Below are 24,605 nucleotides of genomic sequence, written 5' to 3'. Positions count from 1 at the left end.
TTCCTCTGTCTGCATGGGGCGGGGGCGCGGGGGCAGGGCTTGGGGCCTGAGGGCTTCAGCCTCTCAAGCTCTCAGGCTCGCACGATCCCCCGGGGCGCGGGCGGCCCCGGCCGGCCGCGGGTCAGCCGTGGATCAGCCGCGCACGGCACGTCGGTGGCCGCCGCGACCGGGGCTGGGCTTCCGGTGGGGCGGGGGCGGGGTGACTTCCGGGGCCCGTCGGGCCGGCGCGCGCAGCTCGGCCGCGACCTCCAACGCGAGGGCGAGACCGGCGGGGTCGGTACCGGCGTCGGGTACGCGGTGGGTGACCTGCGGGATCTGCTGGATCATGTCGGACTCCTCGGGTGAGTGCCGCGTCGTCACGTCAGTTCATGGAGCCGGCCCGCAGCGTCGGGAGGTCCGCCTTGACCGTGTTGACCGGGATGGCGAAGCCCAGGCCCACGCTGCCGGCGTCGGCCGAGGAGGAGGAGCCGCTGCCGCTCGCCGAGTACATCGCGGAGTTGATGCCGATGATGGCGCCGTTCATGTCGATCAGCGCGCCGCCGGAGTTCCCGGGGTTCAGGGACGCGTCGGTCTGGATCGCCTTGTACGTCGTCGTGGACCCGCCGGTGTCGCCGTTGAACTGCCGGCCGCCGAACTCGAACGGCCAGCCGCCGGGCTGCCCCTGCTGTTGTTGCTGCTGCCCCTGGCTCTCGTCCGTGGAGACGGTCACGTCACGGTTGAGCGCCGAGACGATGCCGCTGGTGACGGTGCCGGTCAGGCCCTCGGGGGAGCCGATCGCCACGACCTCGTCGCCGACCTGAACGCCGTCGGAGTTGCCGAGGGTGGCCGGCGTCAGGCCCGATGCGTCGTTCAGCTTGATCAGCGCGAGGTCCTTCGAGCTCTCCGTGCCGACGACGTCCGCGGTGTACGTCTTGCCGTCGCTGGTCCGCACCTTGACCGAGGAGGCACCGGCGACGACGTGGTTGTTGGTGATGATCTCGCCGTCGTTGGTGATGATCACGCCGGAGCCGGTGGACGATCCGGCGTTGGAGGTGGCGTTGATCTCGACGATGCTCGGGCCGACCGCCTTGGCGACGCCGGACACCGTGCCCTTCTGGCCGGTCGGCACCACGCCGGTGGCGGCCGAGCCGGCGGACGCGACGGTGGTGCCGCCGGTCAGCTCCTGGACGCCGTACGCGGTGCCGCCGCCCACGGCCGCCGCCACGATCGCCACGGCGGCGAGCAGCGGGACCGGGCCCCGGTTCCGCTTCCGGCGGGGGTGGGGAGCGGCCGGCTCGGACGCGTGGGGCGAGTCCGCGGGTGTCGCCGGGTGCGCGGCGGCGATCGGGTGCGTCGCCGTCGTCGGGTCCGCAGGGCCCGCCGGGTGTGCGGCGGTGATCGGCTGCCCCGGCGCGTAGGCCGGCGGGGCCGGCCACTGCGGGTCCGCGGGGGAGGAGTAGGGCTGGTGGCCGCCCGTCCGGGGGCTCTCGTACTCGCTGCTGCGGCGATGGCTCTCGGTCATGTCGACGAGCCTGACGCCCGACGATGAGAGCACCCTGAGTGCTCGCTGAGAAGCCCGACAGAACCGCGTATGCCCGATATAAAGACGGCGGGGCCGCCCCGTGGAGACGACGGGGCCGCCGGAGGTCCGGTGCTACCCGCAGCCGCAGGAGCGGCGGATCACCAGTTCGGACGGGAAGATCTTCAGCCGCTCGCGCTGCGAGCCGGTCACCCGCAGCCCGTCGTCGAGGACGAGGTCGACCGCCGCACGCGCCATCGCCGGGCGGTCGGAGGCGACCGTCGTCATCGGCGGGTCGGTGAGCGCCGCCTCCTTGATGTCGTCGAACCCGACGACCGCCAGCTCGCCGGGCACGTCGATGCGCAGCTCGCGCGCCGCGCGCAGCACGCCGACCGCCTGGTCGTCGGTGGAGCAGAAGATCGCGGGCGGGCGGTCCGGTCCGGAGAGGATGTCGAGCCCGACGCGGTAGGCGTCGTAGCGGTTGTACGGGGCCTCGAAGAGGCGGCCCTCGGTCGGGATGCCCGCGTCCTCCATGGCCCGCCGCCAGCCCTCGACGTGGTCGGAGACGGGGTCGCCCACCGCGGGGGTCTCCGCGGTGCCGCCGACGCAGGCGACGTACGCGTTGCCGTGTTCCAGCAGGTGGCGGACGGCGAGCTGGGCGCCGCCGAGGTCGTCGGTGACGACGGCGACGTCGTCGATGGCCTCGGGGCGCTCGTGCAGCAGGACGATCCGGGCGTCCCAGGCGTCTATCTCCGCGGCGGCGAGGTCGTTCAGCGCGTGGCTGACCAGGATCAGGCCGGAGACGCGCATGCCGAGGAACGCCCGCAGGTAGTGGACCTCGCGCTCGGCCACGTAGTCGGAGTTCCCGACCAGCACCATTTTTCCGCGCTCGGAGGCGGCCTGTTCGACCGCGTGCGCCATCTCCCCGAAGAAGGGCTGGCGCGCGTCCGGCACGATCAGGCCTATGAGATCCGTCCGCCGCGACGCCATGGCCTGGGCGACCCGGTCCGGCCGGTATCCCAGCTCCTTGATCGCGGCGAGTACGCGTTCGCGCGTGGCCGGGGCGACCGGCCTCGGTCCGTTGTTGATGACATAGCTCACGACGGCGGTGGACGTACCCGCCAGCCGAGCCACATCATCCCTAGTCACCTTGGCCACGCGCGGAGTCTACGCGGATATAACCGGTCGGGGCAGAGCGTGAACGACCTTGTGAACAGCACGGAAACGGCTCGCGTGTGCGGGCGCGGCGCTCGTGCGGATGCCGTTCACGCCTGGCTCGGGGCCTCGGCGGTGTCCAGGGTGACCGTCTCGTCCGCATCCGCCGCCTTTTGGCGGTCGGACCCGGCCTGCCGCCGGTCGCCCTTCGCCCTGGCGTCCTCGGCGGCCCGCTCACCCTTGTCCGGGGTAACGAATCGGTAACCCACGTTCCGCACGGTGCCGATCAGCGACTCGTGCTCGGGGCCGAGCTTGGCACGCAGCCGCCGTACGTGGACGTCGACCGTCCGGGTGCCGCCGAAGTAGTCGTAGCCCCAGACCTCCTGCAGCAGCTGGGCGCGGGTGAAGACGCGGCCGGGGTGCTGGGCGAGGTACTTCAGGAGCTCGAACTCCTTGAACGTGAGATCGAGGACGCGCCCCTTGAGCTTGGCGCTGTAGGTCGCCTCGTCGACGGACAGGTCGCCGTTGCGGATCTCCATGGGGGAGTCGTCGCCGACGATCTGCTGCCGGCCCATGGCGAGCCGCAGCCGGGCTTCCACCTCCGCCGGTCCCGCGGTGTCGAGGAGGACGTCGTCGATGCCCCAGTCCGCGGTGACGGCGGCGAGGCCGCCCTCGGTCACCACGAGGACGAGGGGGCAGCCGGGGCCGGTGGACCGCAGCAGCTGGCACAGGTTGCGCACCTGCGGGAGGTCGCGCCGGCCGTCGACGAGGATGACGTCGGCGCCGGGGGTGTCGACCAGGGCGGGGCCCTCGGCGGGAGCCACGCGCACCTGGTGGAGCAGCAGGCCGAGGGCGGGGAGTACCTCCGCCGACGGCTGGAGGGCGTTGGTCAGCAGGAGCAGTGAACTCATCGCACCCCTCCTTCGAGTCCGTCGAGGACGCGGTCCTGGCCCCGGGGCTCGGGTCGTGGTGCTGCCCACGACCGGGTCGTCATTCGTACGTGCACGGTTCGCTCGCCCATAACGTCTGGTTCCTCCTCGGTCCCTGCGAGGACGTTTACGGCACTGCTTCGTGCGTTTCGACGGCCCGTACACCGGCGGTTTCCCGCGTCGTATACAACGCTTCCGAAAGCACAAAAGGACCCGGGGGCTTCACTGCCCGAGTCCTCTTCCCAGCAGAATAGCCGACATGAGCACCGGTCCGTCAGGTCATGTGGCACCTTCCACCAATGGTCCGCATTTCAAGATACGCGGTGTGAGGCGTGAAGTTACCTGGGGCGGTACGTCTTTTCGGACGTTTTTGCGCACGGTGGACGGCGTGCGGATCAATTCTGCATACAACCCGGCCGCGGCCGAAAGGGTGACCGGGAAGAACATCCCGCGGCCGCCCTCCCATGACCTCGTGTTCGTGATCGCGCACGGGACACGCGGAGAACGCGGCCCTCGACGGACTGCTGCACCGGATAGGGGACTGGGCCGCGGCCCGGGCGGGCTAGCCTGACCGTGTCCACTGTCAAACATTGAGGAACCAGCAGATGGCAAAGGTCACGGTGCGGTACTGGGCCGCCGCCAAGGCCGCGGCCGGGACGGCCGAGGAGTCGTACGAGGCGGTCACGCTCGCCGACGCGCTCGATGCGGTGCGCGAGCGGCACCCCGGCGAACTCACGCGAGTCCTGCGGCGATGCTCGTTCCTCGTCGACAGTGATCCCGTGGGCACCCGCGCACATGAGACGGTACGGCTGGCCGACGGCGGCACGGTCGAGGTGCTCCCGCCGTTCGCAGGAGGGTGAGCGATGACCAACCAGCCGTATCAGGGCTACGACGGGCACGACGGACGCCGCGAGGGAGACGAGGGCTACGACCCCTACGGCCCGCCCCCGCCCCGGCACCAGCGGCCCGAAGGACAGGCGCAGGGGCCGTCGCAGGCGTGGCCCGGAGGGCAGCAGGCGTACGACGATCCGCACGCCGCCCAGCAGTACACGCAGCAGTGGCAGGGACAGACCTGGGAGACGCAGATGCAGCCCCCGGTCCCGCCGACGGCCGCGGAGGAGACGTCGTACCTGCCCCAGCACACCGGACGGACCCCGCAGGCCCCGCAGACCCCTCCGGGGCATGCCGGGTACGCGGGGCAGGGTGACGGCAGCGCGCTCGGCGGGCCCGCGGTGTACGCGGGGTACGGGGTGGCCTCCACCCACGGGGCACCGCTCCCCGACCCCTCTGCCCATCCCGGTGCCGGTGCGGGCGCCCCTGCCGGGGCCATGCCCCCGCCCGCCTCCGCCGCGCCCTCGGCCCCCGTCGTCCCCGCCCCCGATGCCCCGGACGGCCCCGGGTACGGGCCCGCCACCCTCGCCGGGAACACCCGGGTCACGGACGCGCAGCGCGCCCGCGCGGAGGGGCGTTCGCCGATCATCGAGCCCGGCCTGCAGCCGGCGGCGCTCACCGCGCTGCTGGGGCTGCTGCTCGCCGGCGGGGCGGCCCTGGGCACATATGCCCTGCTCGTGCCGCTGGTGGCCCTCCAGGGGCTCACCGCGGCCGGCTGGTTCCGGCTGAACGGCATGTGGCCCGCACGGCAGGGCATCGCGCTGGGCTTCCTCGGGGCGCTGGTCGCGGACGTGGCGCTGCTCGCCTCCGACCGGTCGCCGTCGGCGATCCTCGGCACGCTCGGTGTGTGGGTGCTGCTCTCGCTGGTGCTCCAGCTCCGGTCGCACGCCGATCCCGACGAGCGGATGTACGGCCTGACGGCGACGGTCGCCGCGGCCGCGCTGGCGATCGTGGCGAGCGGTTACCTGGCGGCCGCCGCCGACGCGGTGACGGTCGGCGGGATCGCGGTGGCGGCGGCGGTCGTGGCGCGGGCGCTGCCGTTGCCCACGCCGGCGTCCGTGGTGGCCGCGCTGCTCGTGGCGGCCGGTGCGGGTGCGCTGGCCGGCGGGATGACGGGGTACGGCGCCTCGGGCGCGCTGATCGGCGCGGGCGCGGCGGTCTGCGCCCTGGTCGGACACCGCGCCGCGAGCTACGACTACCCGTCCCGGTTCGTCCACTTCACGGCCGGAGTGGCCCTGCCGCTGGCCGCGGCGGCACCGGCGGTGTACGTCCTGGGCCGCGTCGCCGGCTGACGTCCCGGCTGACGTCCCCACCGCGTTCCGCGGTCGCGTGCCCCGTCTCCCCCCGCCGACACGACCGTCGGCGGGGGGAGCTCCGTCTCGGGCGCCTGTCACAGCTGATCAACAATCCCGGAGTTCTCCTTGCCGTGCGGGTTACTCTCGCGCAGGACGGCTGCCCGGTCGTCGGGGACTGTCGTCGAAACGCACCTAGGTGGGGGAACCAACCACATGCGCGCACTGCGAATACTGCTGATCATCGCCGTGGTCCTGGGCGGCATCTTCGTGCTCGTGGACCGCCTCGCGGTCAACTTCGCGGAGGGCGAGGTGGCCGACCGGCTCAAGTCGACCGAGAACCTCAGCACCACCCCCGACGTGTCCATCAACGGGTTCCCCTTCCTCACCCAGATCGCCGGCGGCTCCCTCGACGAGGTGCGGATCGGGATCCAGGAGTACGAGGCCGGCACCGGCGACGGCAAGCAGAACATCCGGATCGAGGACCTGCGCGCCGACATGAAGGGCGTCGAGTTCTCCGGCGACTTCAGCTCCGCCACCGCCGCCGACGCGACCGGTACCGCGAGCGTGACCTACGACGAGCTGCTCAAGACCGCCAAGTCCGAGTCCACCCAGGTCGGCCCCGGTGTCACCGCCAGTGTCATCGGCCTCTCCGACGGCGGCAACGGGAAGATCGAGGTCGCGGTGGAGGCCACCGTGCTCGGCACCAAGCTGCCCGAGCCGGTCTCCGTCCTCAGCTCCGTCACCGTCGTGGACGGTGACACCGTGCGGGTCCAAGCGGACGCGCTGCCGGCGTTCGGCGGCATCGAGATGGCCGAGGCGCGGGTGCGGGAGATCACCGACTTCGAGCAGAAGATCGACGGCCTGCCCGGCGGGATCAAGCTCGACAAGGTCGAGGCGGGGAAGTCCGGCGTCGACATCACCGTGCGGGGTTCCGACGTCCGGCTCGCCGGGTAGGTAGGCGGTCGGCGGGACCGCTTCGCCCCCGAGGGGCCCGGTGGCCCCGGATGTCCGACAGGCGAGACGAAGATGTCCGCAGAGCAGATGCGAGGACGGGCGCCGTCGGGTCCGGGGGAGCGGAAGCAGGCCCGCCCCTCTTGTGATCCCAGAGTGCGGACAATCTTGTCTCAGTATGCGACACGGCGGTGACACGCCCGCCCTGTCCTCCTTACGATCGACGGCATGCAGTGTCAGACGAGCGTCCTCCGAGCGCGGGGACAGGCGGATCTCACGAAGCGGCGGGCAGTGGACCTCTGCCGCGTCGCCGCCATGCTCTGTCGACCTTTCTGAGCGAGCGCCCCGCCGCCCGCATCCCCACCTCGCCCCGCTGAGGGGCATCCGTGCGCCCGCTCCCGCAGGAGTGCCGCGCACCCGCACAGCCGCACGCCTCGCCGCAACTGCCGCCGTAACTGCCCCGGAGGAGACAAGAGCATGAGCCGTAACGACGTACTGGTCGACGCCGACTGGGTCCAGGAACACCTGGACGACCCGACCATCGCGATCGTCGAGGTGGACGAGGACACCACCGCGTACGAGAAGAACCACATCAAGAACGCCGTCCGGATCGACTGGACCAAGGACCTCCAGGACCCGGTCCGCCGTGACTTCGTCGACCAGGCGGGCTTCGAGAAGCTCCTGTCGGAGAAGGGCATCTCCAACGACCACACGGTCGTCCTCTACGGCGGCAACAACAACTGGTTCGCCGCGTACGCCTACTGGTACTTCAAGCTGTACGGCCACGAGAACGTCAAGCTCCTCGACGGCGGCCGCAAGAAGTGGGAGCTGGACGCCCGCGAGCTGGTCGCCGGCGACGAGGTGCCGGAGCGGGCGAAGACCGAGTACCGGGCCAAGCCGCAGGACCTGTCCATCCGCGCCTTCCGCGACGAGGTCGTGGACGCCATCGGCACGCAGAACATCGTCGACGTGCGCTCGCCCGACGAGTTCTCCGGCAAGCTGCTCGCGCCGGCGCACCTGCCGCAGGAGCAGTCGCAGCGCCCCGGCCACGTGCCGACCTCCCGCAACATCCCGTGGTCCAAGAACGCCAACGACGACGGCACCTTCAAGTCCGACGACGAGCTCAAGGCGCTCTACGAGGACGAGCAGATCGACCTCGCCAAGGACACCATCGCCCTGTGCCGCATCGGTGAGCGCTCCGCGCTGTCCTGGTTCGTGCTGCACGAGCTGCTGGGCGTGGAGAACGTCAAGAACTACGACGGCTCCTGGACCGAGTACGGCTCCCTCGTCGGCGTGCCGATCGAGCTCGGCCCCGCCAAGTAGGACCTCGCCCGCACCACGACCCGACCACGAGACCAGTTCAGGAGTACGCCATGTGCGGTGCGAAGGCCGGTGGCCCGGACGCCTCGACGATCAAGCCCGGCGAGACCACCATCCAGGGTCAGCTGACCCGTGACGGCGAGCCGGTGACGGGCTACGTCCGTCTGCTGGACTCGACCGGCGAGTTCACCGCGGAGGTTCCGACCTCCGCGACCGGGCAGTTCCGCTTCTACGCGGCGGAGGGCACCTGGACGGTCCGCGCCCTGGTGCCCGGCGGTACCGCCGACCGCACGGTCGTCGCCCAGCAGGGCGGTCTGGCCGAGGTCGCCATCGCGGTGTGAGGTCCCTTCGAAGGGCCGCATCCCACGGACCGGACACCGGCACCGGGAATGCGGCCCTTCGGCCTGTCCGCGTACCTGCGTACCTGCGCACCTGCGGGTCCGGTTCTACGCTGGAAGCATGTACGCGCGCAGGCGGCATACCTACTTCGTCATGATGGGCACGTGCATCGTGCTCTTCGTCCTGGCCTGCGCCGTCGTGCGGCTCTGGTCGGTCCCGGTGGCCGTGGGCATGTGCGTGGTGGCCATGGTCATCCCGCCGTTCGCCGCCATGGTCGCCAACCGGCGAGGCCCCGACGACCGCTGGTGGGACGACCCTTCCGGTGACCCCGAGTCCGACGCGTGGTGGGACGAACTGGACGGGAAGAAGAGACACGGGCCCCGGTGAGCCCTCCGGCCCTCCGTATCAGGTGAGCCCTCCGGCCTTCCGTATCAGTAGACGAGCGCCTGCGTGTCGTCCGCCAGCGCCTCCTGGACGAACACCTGCGCGCCCGCGATGCGCACGCCCTCGATGACGTCCTTCTCCGTGATGTCCCGGCGCGCCGCGCACTGGGTGCACAGGGTGAGACGGCCCCCCGCGACGATCGAGTCCAGCAGGTCCGGCAGCGGCGCCGCGTGCGGCAGCTCGAACTCCGCGGCCCTGCCCGGCAGCGCGAACCACGCCGACTCCCCGGTGAGCCACAGCGAGACGTCCACGCCGCTGGCCACGGCCACCGCCGCCACCGTGAAGGCCTGCGAGCAGCGTTCCGGGGCGTCGGCCCCGGCGGTCACCTTGATCACGAGCTTCTTCGCCATACCCGGATCGTAATCGCCCTCGTCCCGCCCGTATCCGAGAGCCTGTACCCGAGAACCCGGCGCCGGACCGGCCGCCGGCCCCGCCGTCGCCGGGTGGGTGCAGGACGGGGCCGGGGTCCGGCCGCGTAAGCTGGGGTCCGCCCTGCGCACACGCAATGCACCGCACCCCCGCTCAAGGAGCATCCCGTGGTTCTCTTCTACGAAGCCCTGCTGGTCCTGGTCGCCGTCGGCGTTCTCGCCTTCGCCGGGCTGGCCGTGAAGAAGCTGTACCAGGGTCAGCGCTGACCGCCCACTCCAGGAACTGCCACTGATGATCGAGATCCCGTCCGACCTCCACAAGGACCTCGTGCCACTCGCCTTCCTGCTCGGCGACTGGGCGGGCGCAGGCGTGCACGACTTCCCCGGCTCCGAGAAATGCAACTTCGGGCAGGAGGTCTCCTTCACCCACGACGGCCGGGACTTCCTGGAGTACTCCTCCCGCACCTGGGTGCTCGACGAGAACGGCGGCAAGGTCCGGCCGCTCGAGTCCGAGCACGGCTTCTGGCGGATCGACGCCGACCGCAAGGTCGAGGTCACGATGACCCGCGACGACGGCGTCATCGAGATCTGGTACGGCGAGCTGGCCGACCAGAAGCCGCAGATCGACCTGGTGACGGACGCCGTGGCGCGCACCGCGGCCGCCCAGCCCTACACCGGCGGCAAGCGGCTGTACGGCTACGTCAAGAGCGACCTGATGTGGGTCGGTGAGAAGCAGACCCCCGAGGTCGAGCTGCGCCCCTACATGTCGGCGCACCTGAAGAAGGTCGTCACTCCCGAGGACGTCGAGCGCTGGGCCAAGGCCCTGCCCGACGACATGCCGGACGACGGGATCGCCTTCTTCAAGTGAGCCACCGGGCCCCGGAGCACCGGGGTGCACGGCCCGCGAGCCCGGCGTGATCCGAACCGGAGGCCCTAGACTCGTGGTGTGGTGAGCACCGACTGGAAGAGCGATCTCAGGCAGCGCGGCTACCGGCTGACGCCGCAGCGCCAACTCGTGCTCGAAGCCGTCGACACGCTGGAGCACGCGACCCCCGACGACATTCTCGTGGAAGTGCGGAGAACGGCGTCGGGGGTCAACATCTCGACCGTCTACCGCACCCTGGAGCTCCTGGAGGAGCTGGGGCTGGTCAGCCATGCCCACCTCGGGCACGGCGCCCCGACGTACCACCTCGCCGACCGGCACCATCACCTCCACCTCGTCTGCCGTGACTGCACCGAGGTCATCGAGGCGGACGTGGAGGTGGCCGCCGAGTTCACGGCGAAGCTGCGCGACACCTTCGGCTTCGACACCGACATGAAGCACTTCGCGATCTTCGGCCGCTGCAAGGACTGTTCCCTGAAGGGTTCAACTACCGAGTCGTAGGCTAGGGGTATGAAGAGCCCTCTGCTGACCCTGCCCGGCGCCGTTCCCGCCGAGGGCGTGGACGAAGGCGTCGCCGCCCACTACGGCGACCTGTTCCGCGAGCAGCGTGCCCTCGCCGCAGGCACCGGCTTCGTCGACCTGTCCCATCGCGGGGTCGTCACCGTCTCCGGGGCGGAGCGGCTGAGCTGGCTGCACCTGCTGCTCACCCAGCACGTCAGCGACCTTCCGCCGCACCAGGCCACCGAGGCGCTGATCCTCTCCGCGAACGGCCACATCGAGCACGCGCTCTACCTCGTCGACGACGGCGAGACGGTCTGGGCCCATGTCGAACCCGGCACCCAGGAGGCGCTGATCGCCTACCTGGAGTCGATGAAGTTCTTCTACCGGGTCGAGGTCGCCGACCGCACCGCCGACTTCGCGGTGGTGCACCTGCCCGCCGGTTCCATCGTGGAGGTGCCCGAGGGCGTCGCCGTCCGCGAGACGTCGTACGGCCGTGACCTGTTCCTGCCCCGCGCCGATCTGGAGTCGTACGCCGGGAAGGCGGGGCCGCCCGCCGGCATCCTCGCGTACGAGGCGCTGCGGGTCGAGCAGCACCGCCCCCGGCTCGGCTTCGAGACCGACCACCGCACCATCCCGCACGAGCTGGGCTGGATCGGCGGTGCGGTGCACCTGCAGAAGGGCTGCTACCGGGGCCAGGAGACGGTCGCCCGGGTCCAGAACCTGGGCAAGCCGCCGCGCAGGATGGTCTTCCTGCACCTGGACGGCAGCGAGGTCCATCTGCCGCCGCCCGGCACCGACCTGAGGATCGCCGACGACGGTCCGGACGGCCGCCGGATCGGCTTCGTCACCACGTCCGTACGCCACCACGAGCTGGGCCCGGTCGCCCTCGCGCTGGTCAAGCGGAACATCCCGGTCGATGCTCGCCTGATGGCCGGGGACACGGCGGCGGCCCAGGAGACCGTGGTCGAGCCCTGATCCGTGCCGAGCCCTGATCTGTGCCGAGCCCTGATCTGTGCCGAGCCCTGATCCACGTCCGAGGTGACGTGGATCAGATCTCGAGGAGGACGGTGAACGGGCCGTCGTTGGTCAGCGACAGCCGCATCCGCGCGCCGAAGCGGCCCGTCGCCACCGTCGCGCCCAGCGCACGCAGCTGGGCGACCACCTCGTCCACCAGCGGCTCGGCGACGTCCCCGGGGGCGGCGGCGTTCCAGGTGGGGCGCCGGCCCTTTCGGGCGTCGCCGTAAAGGGTGAACTGGCTGATCACCAGAAGCGGGGCGTCGACGTCGCTGCACGACTTCTCGTCCTGGAGCATCCGCACCGACCAGAGCTTGCGGGCGAGCTGCGCCGCCTTCTCCTTGGTGTCCTCGTGGGTGACGCCGACAAGGGCGCACAGCCCCTCGCCCTCGATCGCCCCCACCGTCTCGCCGTCCACGACGACGCTCGCGCCGTCCACCCTCTGCACCACTGCACGCATACACCCATCATGCCGGTCGGCGAACAGACGGCTGACGGCGGTCCGCGAGGGGCCCCGGTCGGGCTATTTTTACTCCTTACCCCCCATCTGGGGCGGATCAGGAGTACTCGGTCACATGGCGGCCACCAGAGGTGGCACGATGCTGGCACACACCGGTCGAGGGGACGGTCAAGGCACATGAGCACACCAGGAACCGGGCAGCAGTCCGGGCCTGTCCTGCCGACCCGGGCGGGGGTGGGGGAGCGCGAGTTCCACCGCCCGCCCGCACAGCGCACGGACAGCCCGGCCCTGCCCGAGGAGCACCCGGGGCCCGAGTCGGCCCTGGCCGTGCGCAGCCTGCCCGAGCTGCGCACGCTGCGCCGCGACGCCCAGCGCGACGAGGCCGACCTCAGTTATGTGCGGCGGCTGCTCCAGGGCCGGATCGACATCCTGCGGGCGGAACTGGCCCGGCGTACGCCGGTGGGCGCGGCCTCGGTCGCCACGTCGGCGGAGACGTCCGTGGTGGAGCGACTCGCGGAGATCCTGCGGGACACCCCGGTGCGCCGGCGTTCCTCCGCCCGCCATGTGACCCTGGGGACGCCGCAGAGCGAGGAGTACGGGCGGCTGGCGGCCGAGATGCTCGCCGAGGTGGAGCTCTCGGACCTGGGTGCGCGTACGGACGAGGAGCTGACGGCCGCGATGGGGCGGCTGGTGCGGTACGAGCAGGAGGTGTCCCGGAGCCGGCAGCGCCTGCAGCGCACCGCGGACGACTGCAGTGCGGAGATCGCGCGCCGGTACCGTGAGGGGGAGGCCCAGGTCGACGACCTGCTGGTGTGAGGCGGGCCGGGCGGGGCCGGGTGTCGGGCGGGTGGCTCGCATCCGGTGGTCCGGCCGGGCGGGCCGGGGCCGCGGGACGGTCGGAAAAGCGCGCGACACCTCCCGAGGGGGCGACCTACGGTGAAACCATGACCCCCAGCGCCGGAACGCCCCGCACCGACATCGACGTACGCCCTATCACCGAGACCGAGTTCACCGACTGGAACCGGGCCCTGAACACCGGGTTCCTGCGGGAGCCCACCCCTTCTCCGGAGGTCCTCGACACCCGCCGTCTGCAGTTCCTGCCGGGCCGGTCACTGGGGGCCTTCGACGGCGGCCGCTGCGTCGCGACGTTCCGTTCCTTCCCGCAGGACATCACCGCGGTCGGCGGGGCCGCCGTGCCCGCCGACGCCATATCGAACGTCACCGTCAGCCCCACACACCGCCGGTGCGGTCTGCTCACCCGCATGATGGCGCAGGACCTCGCCGCCGCGAAGGAGCGCGGGGACGTTGTCGCGACCCTCATCGCCGCCGAATACCCCATATACGGCCGCTACGGCTTCGGCCCCGCCACCTGGGCCACCGAGTGGACCGTCGACGTCCCGCGCACCGGCCTCGACCCGCGCCGGTCCCGCCCGGAGGACGGCGGACGGGTGGACCTCGTGGACGCGGAGGACGTGCGCAAGCTCGGCCCGGAGCTGCACGAGCGGCTGCGCGGGATCCAGCCGGGCGCGGTCAGCCGGAGCGACCTGTGGTGGAAGACCGCCACCGGCGCCGTGCACGTCCCCCCGACGTGGAACGAGCCCTACTTCGCCGTGTACCGCTCGGCGGACGGCGCGGTCGAGGGACTGGTCTCCTACACGGCGGACGACAAGTGGAGCGACTCCAAGCAGCCGTTGAACACGGCGCGGGTGGACTGGCTGCTCGCGGTGAGCCCGGCCGCGGAACGGGCGCTGTGGCGCTACCTGTGCTCGATCGACTGGATCGCGAAGGTGAAGAGCGGCTGGCGGGCCCCCGACGACCTGCTCCCCCTCCTCCTGCCGGACCCGCGCGCCGCCGCCGTGACGACGTATATGGACTGGCTGTGGGTGCGCGTCCTGGACGTCGTACGGGCGCTGGAGGCCCGGACGTACGAGGCGGCCGGGTCGCTGGTGCTGGAGGTGGCCGACGGTGCGGGGCTGGCCGGCGGGCGTTACCGGCTCCAGGCGTCGGCGGACGGCGCCGGGACGTGCGCGGTGACCACCGAGGACGCCGATCTGACCCTGGACGTCGCCGAGTTGGCGACGCTGTGGCTGGGCGACGAGTCGGCGGTGCGGCTGGCGGCGCTGGGCCGGGTCCGGGAAGAACGAGCGGGCGCCGCCCGTGAGGCCGACGCCCTGCTGCGTACGTCCAGGCGTCCATGGTGCCCGGACCTGTTCTGAGCGCTGCCGCGCTCCCTCGGTGTCGTTCCCTCCTCCTCCCCTCGTCCGGCGGGTGTCCGTGCATCCGTAGCCGTATGTGCTTTTCCTGCTGTTCAGTTGTGGTTGTTGTGCTGGTGCTGACCGACCGGGTTCCCGGCTCCCCTCCGGAAGGGAAGCCCGGTCGGCGGCTCGAGGAGTGGTCCCCACCGTCACCGTGATGGCCAACCTCCTGGGAGGTCCGACCATGTTGCTCAAGTTGGCGACCAACTTCTTTTAAGTTATCTCCGCTTGGATGCGGCTCATAACCACCTTTCCGTGAACTGCCAAAAGATGGCGAGAAGTTGTAGGGTTTCGGCGTGGACCCGGAATACGCCCCCGTCAATGGACGGAAGAGGCCCCAGCGGCCACAGAGGACACATCGCGAGGTGGCCGACGAGTTGCGCGCCCGGATCAGGTCCGGGGAGCTGCGACCTGGCCAGCGCATGCCCACTCAGGCGAAGCTCGCGGACGAGTTCGGCGTCGAGCGCGGCGCCGTACGCCAGGCGCTGCGCATCCTGCAGTCCGAGCAGTTGCTCACCAACGTCGCCAAGGGCGCCCCGGCGACCGTCGCCGGCCACCCCGGCAGTGCGCTGACCGGGCCGGAAGCGCCGCCCCGACCCACCACGGCGGCCCTCACCCCCCGTATCGCCGCCGCCTTCGAGGCCGAGCACGTCCGGATCGACGCCGTCTGCCTGACCGCGATATCCCTCACCCTCGCCATCGGCGAACCGCTGCGCCAGATCCATGCCGGGCGGATGAAACCGGCCAAGGTCGACGTCCGCGTCCTGCTCCCCGGCCGGAACATCGACCTCGCCTTCCCGGTGGCGGTCGAGGACTCCGCCGACGGCCGCCGCGGTGGCCGCCGCGGCGGCCGCGGCGACGACCCCGTGCACGAGCGGTGGCTGGCGATGCGCAACGCCCAGGGGCAGGTGCTCCGGCACAATCTGCTCGCCCTGCGCGCCACCCACGGCATCGACGTGCGGGTCTCCTTCCGGGCGCTGCCCTTCACCCCGCCGGTGAAGCTGTACCTGCTCAATGGCGTGGAGGCGTTGTTCGCCTACTACACGCTGTCCCGCAGCGAGGCGCAGATCGACCAGGAGAACGTCCAGACGTACGACGCGCAGGGCACCCGCTCCGCGCTGTTCGCGTTCGAGCAGGGCGCCGGGATGCGGGACAGCGCCTTCGTGACGCAGTCCCGGCTGTGGTTCGACGCCTTGTGGGAGACGATCAGTTCGGAGTTGCAGCTCACGAGCTGACGTCTCCCCGCCCCCTGCGTGGGGGGCGCGGCATGTACGGGTGGTTCAGAGTGCGGGCCGCGTCACCAGCAGCGCGAGCAGGAGGGCGCCGGCGGAGCTGACGCCCGGACTGTGGGCCTTGATGCCGACGGTGAGCAGCAGCAGACCGATGATGCCGGCGATGCCGTACTTCCATTCGACGTACTGCTCGAGGGTGACGACGAGGATCGCGGAGATGAGAGCGAGGACTGGCACGATGTTCCCCCTTCGTGCTGCTTCGTGCTTTCCTGTGGACGGAAGCGGAACTTCCGCCAACTCGGTCAAGTTGGTTACCAACTCTAGCTATGTTGTCCCCACTTGGCAGGTGCTTGTAAACAACTTTCAAACAACTCCCCATAGATAGGTCAGAGTTGTAGCGTTTGGTCGTGACTCAGGAGAACGTCGCCGTGGACGACAGCAGCAGGAACTCGCCCCAGGAGATCGCCGACATCCTGCGCGAACGTATCCGCGCCGGGGAGCTCAGGGCCGGCGAACGCCTGCCCACCCAGGCCGAGCTCGCCGAGGAGTTCGGCGTGGAACGCGGCGTCGTCCGCCAGGCACTGCGCGTTCTCGCGGACGACGGTCTGCTGAGCAACGTCAGCAAGGGCAGCCCGCCCCGGATCGCCGAGCCGGCCCCCGCGTCGGACGAGCCCCAGCCGACCATGGTCGGTCTCGCCCCCCGTCTCACCGAGGCCTTCTCCACGCCGCACGTCCGTATCGACGTGGTGTCCCACACCTCCGAGACGCTGATGGTCGCCGTCGGCGAACCCGTCCGGCTGATCCACGAGGGCAGACTCCGCCCCGAGTCGATCGAGTTCCGCGTCCTCCTGCCGTCCCGGACCATCAACCTGGCCTTCCCCGTCCTGGTCGACGAGAACGCCGGCGACGACGACCCGGTCCACGAGCGCTGGCTGCAGATGCGCAACGCCCAGGCCCAGGTGCTCCAGCACAACCTGCAGTCCGTCCGCCACACCCACGGCATCGACGTCCACGTCAGGTTCCGCGCCCTGCCCTTCACCCCGCCGATGAAGCTCTACCTGCTCAACGGCCAGGAGGCGCTGATCGGTTACTACATGCTCGCCAGGCGCGAGGAGGAGTGGGGCACCCAGACCCTGGACATGTACGACGCGCTCGGCTCCCAGTCCCTGCTCTTCTCCTTCAGCAAGCAGGCCGGACAGCGGGACCAGGCGTTCGTGGAGGAATCCCAGAAGTGGTTCGACGCCCTCTGGGAAACCATCACCACGGACCTGACACTCTCCTAGTGACTTCTGATGCGACGCAGACCGAACAGGTGACACACGAGACCGAGAACGACCAGAAGGACCTCAATGATCCGGACGGACTGAAGGAACTGATCAGCGGCGCCCGTGTCGTGCTGTGGGACTTCGACGGGCCCATCTGCCGTCTCTTCGCGGGCCACTCGGCGGAGCGGGTGGCGACGGACCTCGTCGAGTGGTTGGAGGGCCGGGGCCTGCACGGCCTGCTCACGGAGCCCGAACGCGAGTCACTGGACCCGCACGCGGTGCTCCGCGCCGTCGACCGCAGGCACCCGGGCAGCGACCTGGTGGCCGAGCTGGAGGCGCGGCTCACCCAGGAGGAAATGCTGGCCGCCTCCTCGGCCCGGCCCACCCCCTACGCCGACCCGCTGATCCGCACCTGGACCGCGGTGGGCCCCCGGCCGGCCATCGCGACGAACAACTCCCCCCGCGTGGTCCGCAAGTACCTCACCGACCGCGGCCTCCTCGGCTGCTTCGCCCCCCACGTCTACGGCCGCACCCAGCAGCTCAGCCGGCTCAAGCCGGACCCCCACTGCATCAACCGCGCCCTGAACGCCATGGGCGCCGCCCCGGACTCCGCCCTGATGATCGGCGACACCCCCTCCGACTTCCATGCCGCCACGGCGGCCGGCGTGCCCTTCCTCGGCTACGCCCGCAACGAGGACAAGGAAAAGGTCCTGCAAGCCGCGGGCGCCACCGTGATCCTGCCCTCCCTGGAACCCGTCCTCGCCCTGCTCCGCACGGCACCTCAGGCCTGAAGCGTCAGCGGGGCCGGCAGCAGGGCGGCGCCGACGGCACGCCCGTCCTGCCGAGTCCGCGCCCACACGCCGTGGAGGAGCGGGACCGCCGGGCCGACCACGCCGAGCGCGGTCTCCGCGGCCGGTCCCGGTAACAGTTCCCCGAGCCCCGCACCGGCAGCCGTCCACCGGCGGTGACGGTCGTCCCTGCCGTCGCAGCGCGATCCGGCCGAGGAGCTCGGTGCCTCCCGTGACACGGTCGACACGGTGCACCGGCATGCGGCAGTGGTTCGCATCGGTGGGGAATCCGCTCTCCACCGATGGTTGAGCCGGTTTCCGCCCGCCTTCCGATAGCATGCCCGCACCGACTGAGCAAACGCTCTCCCGCGTTCGTACAAGAGGCTGACAAGCCAACCTGGAACGAGCTTGCGCGGCCCTCACGCAGCAGGGGGCCAACCACCTGTGCCGCCCAGCGCGCCACTCCGTCGCGCCACTCCGTCGCGCGACCCTCATCGCGCGTGACACCGGCCCCGTGCTTACCGTTTGCCATGTCGTGACTCCCTCCCCCGCACTTCCGGAGTGGCCAGTGGGCGCATCGTCCCCTCCCCGTCCCGCCCCCGGGGGACGCCCCGTGCCCGACCAGGGACACCGCGCCTTCTTCGACCTGGCCGTGCGGACGGGACAGGCGATCGGTGGGCACCACCACCAGAACCACGTCGTGCCGGTCACGCCGGCCATGGCGAGGCCGCTCGGCCGTGCGGCCGGTACGCCGGTGACCGTGCGGGTCCGGCGTGCCGAAGCGCTGCCGGTGGTGATCAGAACGTGGCGCAACGAGCAGGAGATCCTCGACGCCGTCAGGAGGACCCTGCCGCACGTGCCGGAGGTCCTGGCCAGGGGACACGGGTTCGCGATCCACAGCCATGTGCAGGGAGTCCCGCTCTCCCGCGTCTGCGGAAACGACAAACCCGTCGACACCCTGATGGTCCAGGAGATGGCCCGCCTGCTGGCCGGGACGGCCCAGGTGCGCCGCACCGGGCTCCCCCCGCTGCCGTCCGTCTGGCCCAGCAACGACACCGACAGCCAGGGCTTTCTGCGTACGTTGGCCCGTCTGGCGGACCAGCAGATCAGGAAGCCCCACCGGAAGTCGTTCGGTGGGCTGTTCGCGGCACTCGGCGTTCCCGAGGACGCCCTGACCGCGTTGGCCGAACGGGCGCCCGCCATGGCCCGGCGACCGTACAGCCTGCTCCACGCCGACCTGCACCGCGACAACGTGATCGTGTCGTACCCCGGTGACCTGTCACTCGTCTGCGTCGACTGGGAGCTGGCCACCTACGGTGACCCGCTGCACGACCTGGCGACCCATCTCGTGCGGATGCGGTATCCGGAACACCAGCGGTCCGAAGTGGTCGACGCCTGGGCGGACGCCATGCGGGAGGTCCGTCCGGCCGCGGTCAACGGGCTGGGCAAGGACCTGCGCCACTACCTGGCCTTCGAGCGGGCCCAGTCCGTGTACCCCGACGTCATGCGGGCGGTGCGGTCCCTGGAGGAATCGTTCACCCAGAAGAAGCTGGACGAGGCGGTGGCGGAGGTGCGCAGGGCGCTGGAGGCGGCGTCCGAACCACTGCGGCTCAGGAGCGTGCCGGGGGAGCGGGAGATCGAACGTGCGCTGTTCCGCCGGCTGGCGGCCCACGACGACAGCGGCCACCGCACCGGGCGCGGCCCGAGCGCCAGAGCCTTCACCTGGGAACCGGACCGGCGCCTCGAGCAGCCCGCGGACTTCCCCGGGTCCGCGGTGCGGGAGGCCCTGGCGCTCGAGGGGGCGGCTTCGGCCGACCGCGTCTTCAAGGGCACCGCTCACCTCAACACGGTGGTGCGGGTGCCGAGCACCGGCCGCCTCGTGGTCGTCCGCCGGAAGCTGCCCGACGTATGCGGCCGGGAACGCGGCATCCTCAGCGAGCACGCCGTTCTGCGGCTCATCGAACAAGCGCCCGTCCCGGTGGCCGCGCCGAGAACCCTGGCGCTCGGAGTCAGCCACCCGGACGATCCCTTCGCCATCCACACCTACGAGGGCCCGGCCGATGCCGACCGCCCTCCGAACCACCCGGTCGACGGCCTGCTGCCGCACGAGGCGGACGGTCTCGTGGACCAGCTCCGCGCCCTGACACGGGTGGACTGCACACCACTCGATCCGCTGGTCGGGGCGGCAGGGTTCTACCCCTCGCTCACAGACCAACTGGTCCTGCTGGTGGCCGAACTTCCGGAGAAGTCACAACGGTTGGCGCGGTATCTCGGACTGCCGGACGCCGACCGCCTTCGGCAGATCCTGTCCCGCCACGAGGTGAGCCACCGCAAGCCCTCCCTGCTGCACGGCGATCTCAACCCGTGGAACCTGGTACGCAGGGACGACGCCTTCGCGCTGACCATCATCGACTGGGAGATGGCCCTGGTCGGCGACCCCCTCTACGACCTGGTGCGCCACATGCACCTGACGCCCACCCGCCCGGAGATCCGCGACCGGATGTTCCGCCGCTGGGAACGCCGGCTGGCACCCGAGTGCACCCGTGACTGGCAGAAGGACTGGCAGGTGTACCGCCGGCTGGAGATCGTGCGCTCCGCCTACATCGACCTCGATCGCATCGTGACCGGAGCGAGCCTGGACGCCCCCAACGTCCGGCGCGCGGTGGACTCCTACGCCATGACGCTGGCGGTGGCGATCGGAACGCTGGGTCTGCCGTTCCGCGGCACCGCCGCTCCCCGTCTTGCCCGTGCCGTGGTGTAGACGGGCCATGGATCCAACGAAAGCCGGTTCGAACACAGGCATGTGAGGTCTCGTCAGTCGCTGTGCGCGGAGGGAGTTCGGCATGCCGGAGCGCGTGACCAGGGCAGCGGATGGAGGGAGGGTGGGCAGCGACCGCGGCGTTTCCAGGAACGCTTCGAGCCCGCCGTGACCCGCGTCGTCCTGCCGGTCATCTGCGTGAACGGGCCGACCGCGCAGTTCGTCCAGCCCGTGGGGGACGCCCCGGAGGGCAAGGCCTTCCTCGGCGGTGTCCTGTTCAGCCTGGTCGCCCACGTCCTCCACGACGCCGTGACGCCACTGTCCTCGTCGATGCGGCTTCCGGCGCCTGGGACGTATCCGTGGTGAGTCATCAGACGTCTCCCGCTGCGGAGGGCTTGGCAGGGCCGAAAATCCCGTGCCACCATCCCGAGTCGTCTTATGTCTTGAGTCTTTCCGTGCCGGAGGTCCGACGACTGCCGGTGCGAGAGCGCTGTATCCGGGGCTTCTCCCGGGACCCGGACGGGAGTCATGTGAGCGAGACCGAGGTCATCACCGCACCGCGCCCCCTGCTGCTGGCCGACGGCCGGCCGGCTCTCCACGCGTGGTCGCTGGACCCGGCCCTGCGGCACCTCAACCACGGTTCGTTCGGGGCGGTCCCGCTGGTGGCGCAGGAACATCAGCAGCGGGTGCGGGAGGAGATGGAGAGCGCGCCGGTGGTCTGGTTCCCCGCGCTGCCGCAGCGGCTCGCGGAGGCCAGGACCGACCTCGCCGCGTTCCTCGGGGTGGACCCCGGTGACCTCGCCCTGGTGCCGAACGCGAGCGCCGGCGCCAGCGTCGTCTACGCCAACCTCGAACGCCGCCACGGCGGGGAGATCGTCGTCACCGACCACGGCTACGGCGCCGTCACCATGGGCGCCGAGCGCCTGGCACGCCGCTGGGGCGGCCGGGTCCGTACGGCCGCGGTGCCACTGGACGCGGACGAGGAGCAGGCGTACGAGGCCGTGGCCGCCGAGCTGAGCGACGCCACCGACCTCGTGGTCGTCGACCAGATCACCTCGCCGACCGCCCGCCGCATGCCGGTGGAGCGGATCGGCGCCGAGACGCGGCGGCGCGGTGTCCCGCTGCTCGTCGACGGCGCGCACGCGCCGGGGCTGATCGCCGCCCCGCTCACCGGGACGGCCTGCGACTTCTGGGTCGGCAACCTGCACAAATGGGCCTGCGCGCCGCGCGGCACCGCCGCCCTGATCGCCCGTGGCCCGCAGCGGGACGACCTGTATCCGCTGATCGACTCCTGGGGGGCCGAGGACCCGTACCCCGACCGCTTCGACCAGCAGGGCACGATCGACGCCACCGGCCCTCTGGCCGCCGCCACCGCGATCGGCCTCGTCGAGAGCACCTGGGGCTGGCCCGCCGCCCGCCGCTACATGGACGACCTGGCCGATTACGCCGAGCGGACCATCGGCGCCGCACTCGCCGGACTGACGGGCTTCGACGGCCCGGTGGACGTCGGCATGCCCGTGCCCGGGATGCGGCTGGTGCGGCTGCCCGAGGGACTGGCCGACAGCCGCGTCTCGGCCGACGCGCTGCGCGACCGGGCGGCCGGGGAGCTGGGGGTGGAGGCCGCCTTCACCAGTTTCGACGGCATCGGTTACCTGCGGCTCTCCGCCCACGTCTACAACACCGCCGAGGACTACGAGTACTTCGCCGAGCACTGCGTTCCGATCCTCGGAGAGTGGGCCCGCGTGGCCCGCGCAGAGCGGCGGCCCCGCGCTTCCTAGCGGCGACCGGCGTTCCGCCCCGCCCGCGTCCCGGGGGGAACCGGCCGTGCAGGGCCGTGTGGCGGAGGACGTACGCGACGCTCCCGACCGGCCGGGCGGGGAGTCCGTTTTCGTCGCGCGGCATCCGTGAGGATCGCTTGGAGGCGGGCTCGGCACTGCGTGAGAAAAGTGGGAAAAGAGGGCGCGGCCCTCGGATCCGGCGGTGCGCGCCTCGCCTGCCGGGCGAGCCGGTACGCGTCGGCTTCCCGCATGAGTTCCTGAGCACGGATCCGATGCAGCTCGACGTGCATACCGTTCACCCCGGTTCCTGACGCCGGGCCCTCTGCCCGGCCCTCCTGAGGCTGCGGCCTCACCCAAGGTGAAGGTCAACCACCGGCGCCCGCGCCGCCGGGCCCGTCACGCCGACGGCGTTCGCGACCGGCGAAGGCGCGGGTCCGAGACTCGGGGTGGTGTCGGGAAGAAGCCGCCGTCAGGACAGGAGCTTCCTCCTCCAAGACTTGGCCGACGCCACCGACGGCTTCCACTGCGCGGCCGGGGAAGCATCCGCCACCGAGTCCCTGCACCTGCTTGTGACCTGGAGTGGCTGTAGGGGGGCTCGTAGCGTCCGTCCCGGTTCGGGCGGGCAGGTCGGCGAGGGGACCTGAGAGGCCGGGAGGACTGAGCGGCCTGAGCGACTTGAGAGGTCTGAGAGGCCTGAGCATCCTGGGAGGCCCGGGAGGACGAAACGACGAAACGACGAAGGCAAGGAGAGAACCCGTCTCCTTGCCCTTCTCAACGTATAGCGCACCGGGGGGCTTGCGGCAAGGCCCCGGTCGTGCCGCAGAATCGTCGCCCTGGGCCGGAACCTGCGTAAATCGGTGATTCGCGAAGTGTGTGCGCTGTTGTCGAGGTAGGCGCCTCGCGTGGGGCGTCGCACCGTCGGCGTCGCACGCGGTGCGGTCCGGTCGGCATCCGACATCGTTCATCCGGGGGTTGGGTTTTTCATGATTGACGTGATCGTGGCCGGCGGCGGGCCGACCGGGCTGATGCTGGCCGCTGAGCTGCGGCTGCAGGGTGTGCGGGTGGTCGTGCTGGAGAAGGAGGCGGGGCCCACCGGGTACGCCCGTGCGCTCGGGCTGCACGTGCGCAGCATCGAGGTGATGGCTCAGCGCGGGCTGCTGGAGCGGTTCCTCGCGCTGGGCCGGAAGTACGCGGTCGGCGGTTTCTTCGCCGCCATCGACAAGGGGTGGCCCGAGCGGCTGGACACCGCGCATTCCTACGTCCTCGGCATTCCGCAGCCGGTCACCGAGCGCCTGCTGACCGAGCACGCCGTCGCACTCGGCGCCGAGATCCGGTACGGCTGCGAACTGGTCGGGCTGAGCCAGGACGCGGACGGGGTGACCGCCGAGCTGGCCGGTGGGGGCGCTTCTGCCCAAGAGGGCGTGGCCGGCGGGGGAGGCACGCGGCTGCGCTCGCGCTACCTCGTCGGCTGCGACGGGGGCCGCAGCACGGTGCGCAGGCTGCTCGGCGTCGGCTTCCCCGGCGAGCCCTCCCGGGTCGAGACGCTGCTGGGCGAGGTGGAGCTGGGCGTACCACCGGAGACGATGGCCGCCGTGGTGGCCGAGGTCCGCAGGACCCAGTTGCTGTTCGGTTTCATCCCCCAGGGGGACGGGGTGTACCGCGTCATCGTGCCCGCCGAGGGCGTGGCCGAGGACCGCACGGTCCCGCCGACCCTCGACGAACTCAAGCGGCAGCTATGGGCGTTCGCCGGCACCGACTTCGGCGTGCACTCACCCCGCCGGATCTCCCGCTTCGGCGACGCCACCCGCCTCGCCGAGAGCTACCGGAGCGGCCGGGTGCTGCTGGCCGGCGACGCTGCGCACATCCACCCGCCGACCGGCGGGCAGGGCCTCAACCTCGGTATCCAGGACGCCTTCAACCTCGGCTGGAAACTTGCCGCCGAGGTGGGCGGCCGGGCACCCGAAGGACTGCTGGACAGCTACCAGACCGAACGGCGCCCGGTGGCCGCCGACGTGCTGGACAACACCCGCGCGCAGATGCTCCTGCTGTCGGTGGAGCCGGGGGCCCGGTCGGTGCGCCGGCTGCTGTCGGAGCTGATGGACTTCGAGGAAGTGAACCGCCACCTGATCGAGAAGATCACCGCGATCGGGGTCCGCTACGACGTCGGCCACGACTCGGGCGAGGGCCACGAACTCCTCGGCCGGCGGCTGCGGGACGTGGGGCTGAAGCGAGGACGCCTGTACGAGCTGATGCACGGCGGCCGCGGACTGCTGCTCGACCAGACCGGCGGCCGGCTCTCGGTGGAGGGCTGGGCGGACCGGGTCGACCACGTGGTCGACGTCAGCGAGGAACTGGACGTCCCCGCGGTGCTGCTGAGGCCGGACGGACATGTGGCGTGGGTCGGCGAGGACCAGCGGGATCTCCTCGACCGACTTCCCCGGTGGTTCGGCACTGCCACCGGCTGAGTGCCGCCCCCGTCCC

General features: G+C 71.3%; 27 protein-coding genes and 1 pseudogene. 20 read left to right on the top strand and 8 right to left on the bottom strand.

Annotation, left to right across the window (positions count from 1 at the left end; translation table 11 throughout):
• Positions 1 to 132: 132 nt before the first annotated feature.
• The 4 genes from OHB56_RS19890 to OHB56_RS19875 form a co-directional block, all read right to left on the bottom strand.
• Positions 133 to 327, bottom strand: a complete 195-nt coding sequence (locus OHB56_RS19890) for a hypothetical protein (protein ID WP_406354766.1) — start codon at positions 325 to 327, stop codon at positions 133 to 135.
• Positions 328 to 361: 34 nt separating this feature from the next.
• A complete protein-coding gene (locus tag OHB56_RS19885) occupies positions 362 to 1,501 on the bottom strand; it encodes a trypsin-like peptidase domain-containing protein (protein WP_406354764.1) in 1,140 nt (379 codons plus the stop codon).
• A 132-nt stretch (positions 1,502 to 1,633) separates the two neighbouring features.
• Positions 1,634 to 2,656: a LacI family DNA-binding transcriptional regulator gene (locus OHB56_RS19880; protein WP_326753494.1), complete on the bottom strand. Its 1,023-nt coding sequence runs from the start codon at positions 2,654 to 2,656 to the stop codon at positions 1,634 to 1,636.
• Positions 2,657 to 2,763: 107 nt separating this feature from the next.
• Complete coding sequence (locus tag OHB56_RS19875) at positions 2,764 to 3,564, bottom strand: response regulator transcription factor (protein WP_326753493.1); 801 nt, start codon at positions 3,562 to 3,564, stop codon at positions 2,764 to 2,766.
• A gap of 623 nt (positions 3,565 to 4,187) precedes the next feature.
• On the opposite strand from OHB56_RS19875, the gene OHB56_RS19870 reads away from it, so the two are divergent.
• The 7 genes from OHB56_RS19870 (at position 4,188) to OHB56_RS19840 (ending at position 8,765) form a co-directional block, all read left to right on the top strand.
• The gene (locus OHB56_RS19870) at positions 4,188 to 4,442 is read left to right on the top strand and encodes a MoaD/ThiS family protein (RefSeq protein WP_055597800.1); all 255 of its coding nucleotides are present in this window, start codon (positions 4,188 to 4,190) and stop codon (positions 4,440 to 4,442) included.
• Between the two features lie 3 nt (positions 4,443 to 4,445).
• The gene (locus OHB56_RS19865) at positions 4,446 to 5,765 is read left to right on the top strand and encodes a hypothetical protein (protein WP_326753492.1); all 1,320 of its coding nucleotides are present in this window, start codon (positions 4,446 to 4,448) and stop codon (positions 5,763 to 5,765) included.
• A 216-nt stretch (positions 5,766 to 5,981) separates the two neighbouring features.
• Positions 5,982 to 6,722, top strand: coding sequence for a DUF2993 domain-containing protein (locus OHB56_RS19860; protein ID WP_326753490.1), 741 nt, complete (start codon positions 5,982 to 5,984; stop codon positions 6,720 to 6,722).
• A gap of 225 nt (positions 6,723 to 6,947) precedes the next feature.
• On the top strand, positions 6,948 to 7,055 hold the full coding sequence (locus OHB56_RS19855) for an Ms5788A family Cys-rich leader peptide (protein ID WP_350849312.1): 108 nt from the start codon (positions 6,948 to 6,950) through the stop codon (positions 7,053 to 7,055).
• A 141-nt stretch (positions 7,056 to 7,196) separates the two neighbouring features.
• Complete coding sequence (locus tag OHB56_RS19850) at positions 7,197 to 8,042, top strand: sulfurtransferase (protein WP_326753489.1); 846 nt, start codon at positions 7,197 to 7,199, stop codon at positions 8,040 to 8,042.
• A gap of 50 nt (positions 8,043 to 8,092) precedes the next feature.
• On the top strand, positions 8,093 to 8,380 hold the full coding sequence (locus OHB56_RS19845; RefSeq protein WP_055597240.1) for a DUF1416 domain-containing protein: 288 nt from the start codon (positions 8,093 to 8,095) through the stop codon (positions 8,378 to 8,380).
• A gap of 118 nt (positions 8,381 to 8,498) precedes the next feature.
• Positions 8,499 to 8,765 (top strand): DUF3099 domain-containing protein, encoded by a 267-nt coding sequence (locus tag OHB56_RS19840; protein ID WP_055597241.1) that lies wholly within the window; start codon positions 8,499 to 8,501, stop codon positions 8,763 to 8,765.
• 44 nt (positions 8,766 to 8,809) lie between these two features.
• Here OHB56_RS19840 and OHB56_RS19835 read toward each other — a convergent pair whose 3' ends face one another.
• Positions 8,810 to 9,172: a DsrE family protein gene (locus OHB56_RS19835; RefSeq protein WP_042174837.1), complete on the bottom strand. Its 363-nt coding sequence runs from the start codon at positions 9,170 to 9,172 to the stop codon at positions 8,810 to 8,812.
• Between the two features lie 310 nt (positions 9,173 to 9,482).
• Between OHB56_RS19835 and OHB56_RS19830 the strand changes: the two genes are divergently transcribed.
• The 3 genes from OHB56_RS19830 (at position 9,483) to OHB56_RS19820 (ending at position 11,549) form a co-directional block, all read left to right on the top strand.
• On the top strand, positions 9,483 to 10,058 hold the full coding sequence (locus OHB56_RS19830; RefSeq protein ID WP_055597242.1) for an FABP family protein: 576 nt from the start codon (positions 9,483 to 9,485) through the stop codon (positions 10,056 to 10,058).
• Positions 10,059 to 10,136: 78 nt separating this feature from the next.
• Positions 10,137 to 10,574 (top strand): Fur family transcriptional regulator, encoded by a 438-nt coding sequence (locus OHB56_RS19825; RefSeq protein ID WP_055626043.1) that lies wholly within the window; start codon positions 10,137 to 10,139, stop codon positions 10,572 to 10,574.
• A 9-nt stretch (positions 10,575 to 10,583) separates the two neighbouring features.
• A complete protein-coding gene (locus OHB56_RS19820; protein WP_326753488.1) occupies positions 10,584 to 11,549 on the top strand; it encodes a folate-binding protein in 966 nt (321 codons plus the stop codon).
• 73 nt (positions 11,550 to 11,622) lie between these two features.
• Here OHB56_RS19820 and dtd read toward each other — a convergent pair whose 3' ends face one another.
• Positions 11,623 to 12,048, bottom strand: a complete 426-nt coding sequence (gene dtd, locus OHB56_RS19815) for a D-aminoacyl-tRNA deacylase (protein ID WP_055597245.1) — start codon at positions 12,046 to 12,048, stop codon at positions 11,623 to 11,625.
• A 177-nt stretch (positions 12,049 to 12,225) separates the two neighbouring features.
• On the opposite strand from dtd, the gene OHB56_RS19810 reads away from it, so the two are divergent.
• From OHB56_RS19810 to OHB56_RS19800, 3 genes are all read left to right on the top strand, one after another.
• Positions 12,226 to 12,864, top strand: coding sequence for an aerial mycelium formation protein (locus OHB56_RS19810; RefSeq protein WP_326753487.1), 639 nt, complete (start codon positions 12,226 to 12,228; stop codon positions 12,862 to 12,864).
• Positions 12,865 to 12,992: 128 nt separating this feature from the next.
• Positions 12,993 to 14,264 carry a GNAT family N-acetyltransferase gene (locus OHB56_RS19805; protein ID WP_406354758.1) on the top strand — a complete coding sequence of 424 codons (1,272 nt, stop codon included), beginning with the start codon at positions 12,993 to 12,995 and terminating at the stop codon, positions 14,262 to 14,264.
• A 335-nt stretch (positions 14,265 to 14,599) separates the two neighbouring features.
• Positions 14,600 to 15,538 carry a FadR/GntR family transcriptional regulator gene (locus OHB56_RS19800; RefSeq protein WP_406354756.1) on the top strand — a complete coding sequence of 313 codons (939 nt, stop codon included), beginning with the start codon at positions 14,600 to 14,602 and terminating at the stop codon, positions 15,536 to 15,538.
• A gap of 45 nt (positions 15,539 to 15,583) precedes the next feature.
• Here OHB56_RS19800 and OHB56_RS19795 read toward each other — a convergent pair whose 3' ends face one another.
• Positions 15,584 to 15,772: a hypothetical protein gene (locus OHB56_RS19795; protein WP_326753484.1), complete on the bottom strand. Its 189-nt coding sequence runs from the start codon at positions 15,770 to 15,772 to the stop codon at positions 15,584 to 15,586.
• Between the two features lie 164 nt (positions 15,773 to 15,936).
• On the opposite strand from OHB56_RS19795, the gene OHB56_RS19790 reads away from it, so the two are divergent.
• Together OHB56_RS19790 and OHB56_RS19785 are read left to right on the top strand one after the other, a co-directional pair.
• Positions 15,937 to 16,818 (top strand): GntR family transcriptional regulator, encoded by an 882-nt coding sequence (locus OHB56_RS19790; RefSeq protein ID WP_326753483.1) that lies wholly within the window; start codon positions 15,937 to 15,939, stop codon positions 16,816 to 16,818.
• Positions 16,819 to 16,847: 29 nt separating this feature from the next.
• Positions 16,848 to 17,591, top strand: coding sequence for an HAD family hydrolase (locus tag OHB56_RS19785; protein WP_406354753.1), 744 nt, complete (start codon positions 16,848 to 16,850; stop codon positions 17,589 to 17,591).
• On the opposite strand, the gene OHB56_RS19780 is transcribed toward OHB56_RS19785, so the two are convergent.
• A complete protein-coding gene (locus OHB56_RS19780) occupies positions 17,582 to 17,827 on the bottom strand; it encodes a hypothetical protein (protein WP_406354752.1) in 246 nt (81 codons plus the stop codon). The two genes, OHB56_RS19785 and OHB56_RS19780, sit on opposite strands and share 10 nt — an antisense overlap.
• A 329-nt stretch (positions 17,828 to 18,156) precedes the next feature.
• Between OHB56_RS19780 and OHB56_RS19775 the strand changes: the two genes are divergently transcribed.
• From OHB56_RS19775 to rox, 5 genes and pseudogenes are all read left to right on the top strand, one after another.
• Positions 18,157 to 20,349, top strand: coding sequence for a phosphotransferase family protein (locus OHB56_RS19775; RefSeq protein WP_406354750.1), 2,193 nt, complete (start codon positions 18,157 to 18,159; stop codon positions 20,347 to 20,349).
• A gap of 165 nt (positions 20,350 to 20,514) precedes the next feature.
• Positions 20,515 to 20,712, top strand: coding sequence for a hypothetical protein (locus OHB56_RS19770; protein ID WP_406354749.1), 198 nt, complete (start codon positions 20,515 to 20,517; stop codon positions 20,710 to 20,712).
• Between the two features lie 164 nt (positions 20,713 to 20,876).
• On the top strand, positions 20,877 to 22,124 hold the full coding sequence (locus OHB56_RS19765; protein WP_406354748.1) for an aminotransferase class V-fold PLP-dependent enzyme: 1,248 nt from the start codon (positions 20,877 to 20,879) through the stop codon (positions 22,122 to 22,124).
• Positions 22,125 to 22,173: 49 nt separating this feature from the next.
• Positions 22,174 to 22,254, top strand: a pseudogene (locus OHB56_RS19760) (SAM-dependent methyltransferase); the annotation flags it as partial.
• An 853-nt stretch (positions 22,255 to 23,107) separates the two neighbouring features.
• On the top strand, positions 23,108 to 24,589 hold the full coding sequence (gene rox, locus OHB56_RS19755) for a rifampin monooxygenase (RefSeq protein ID WP_406354746.1): 1,482 nt from the start codon (positions 23,108 to 23,110) through the stop codon (positions 24,587 to 24,589).
• Positions 24,590 to 24,605: the final 16 nt, after the last annotated feature.

This window comes from Streptomyces sp. NBC_01635, assembly GCF_045209715.1.
In the GTDB taxonomy this organism is placed as follows: domain Bacteria; phylum Actinomycetota; class Actinomycetes; order Streptomycetales; family Streptomycetaceae; genus Streptomyces; species Streptomyces hirsutus.
Note: the sequence above shows the minus strand (reverse complement) of the source record. Positions and strands in the feature narration are given on the sequence as shown.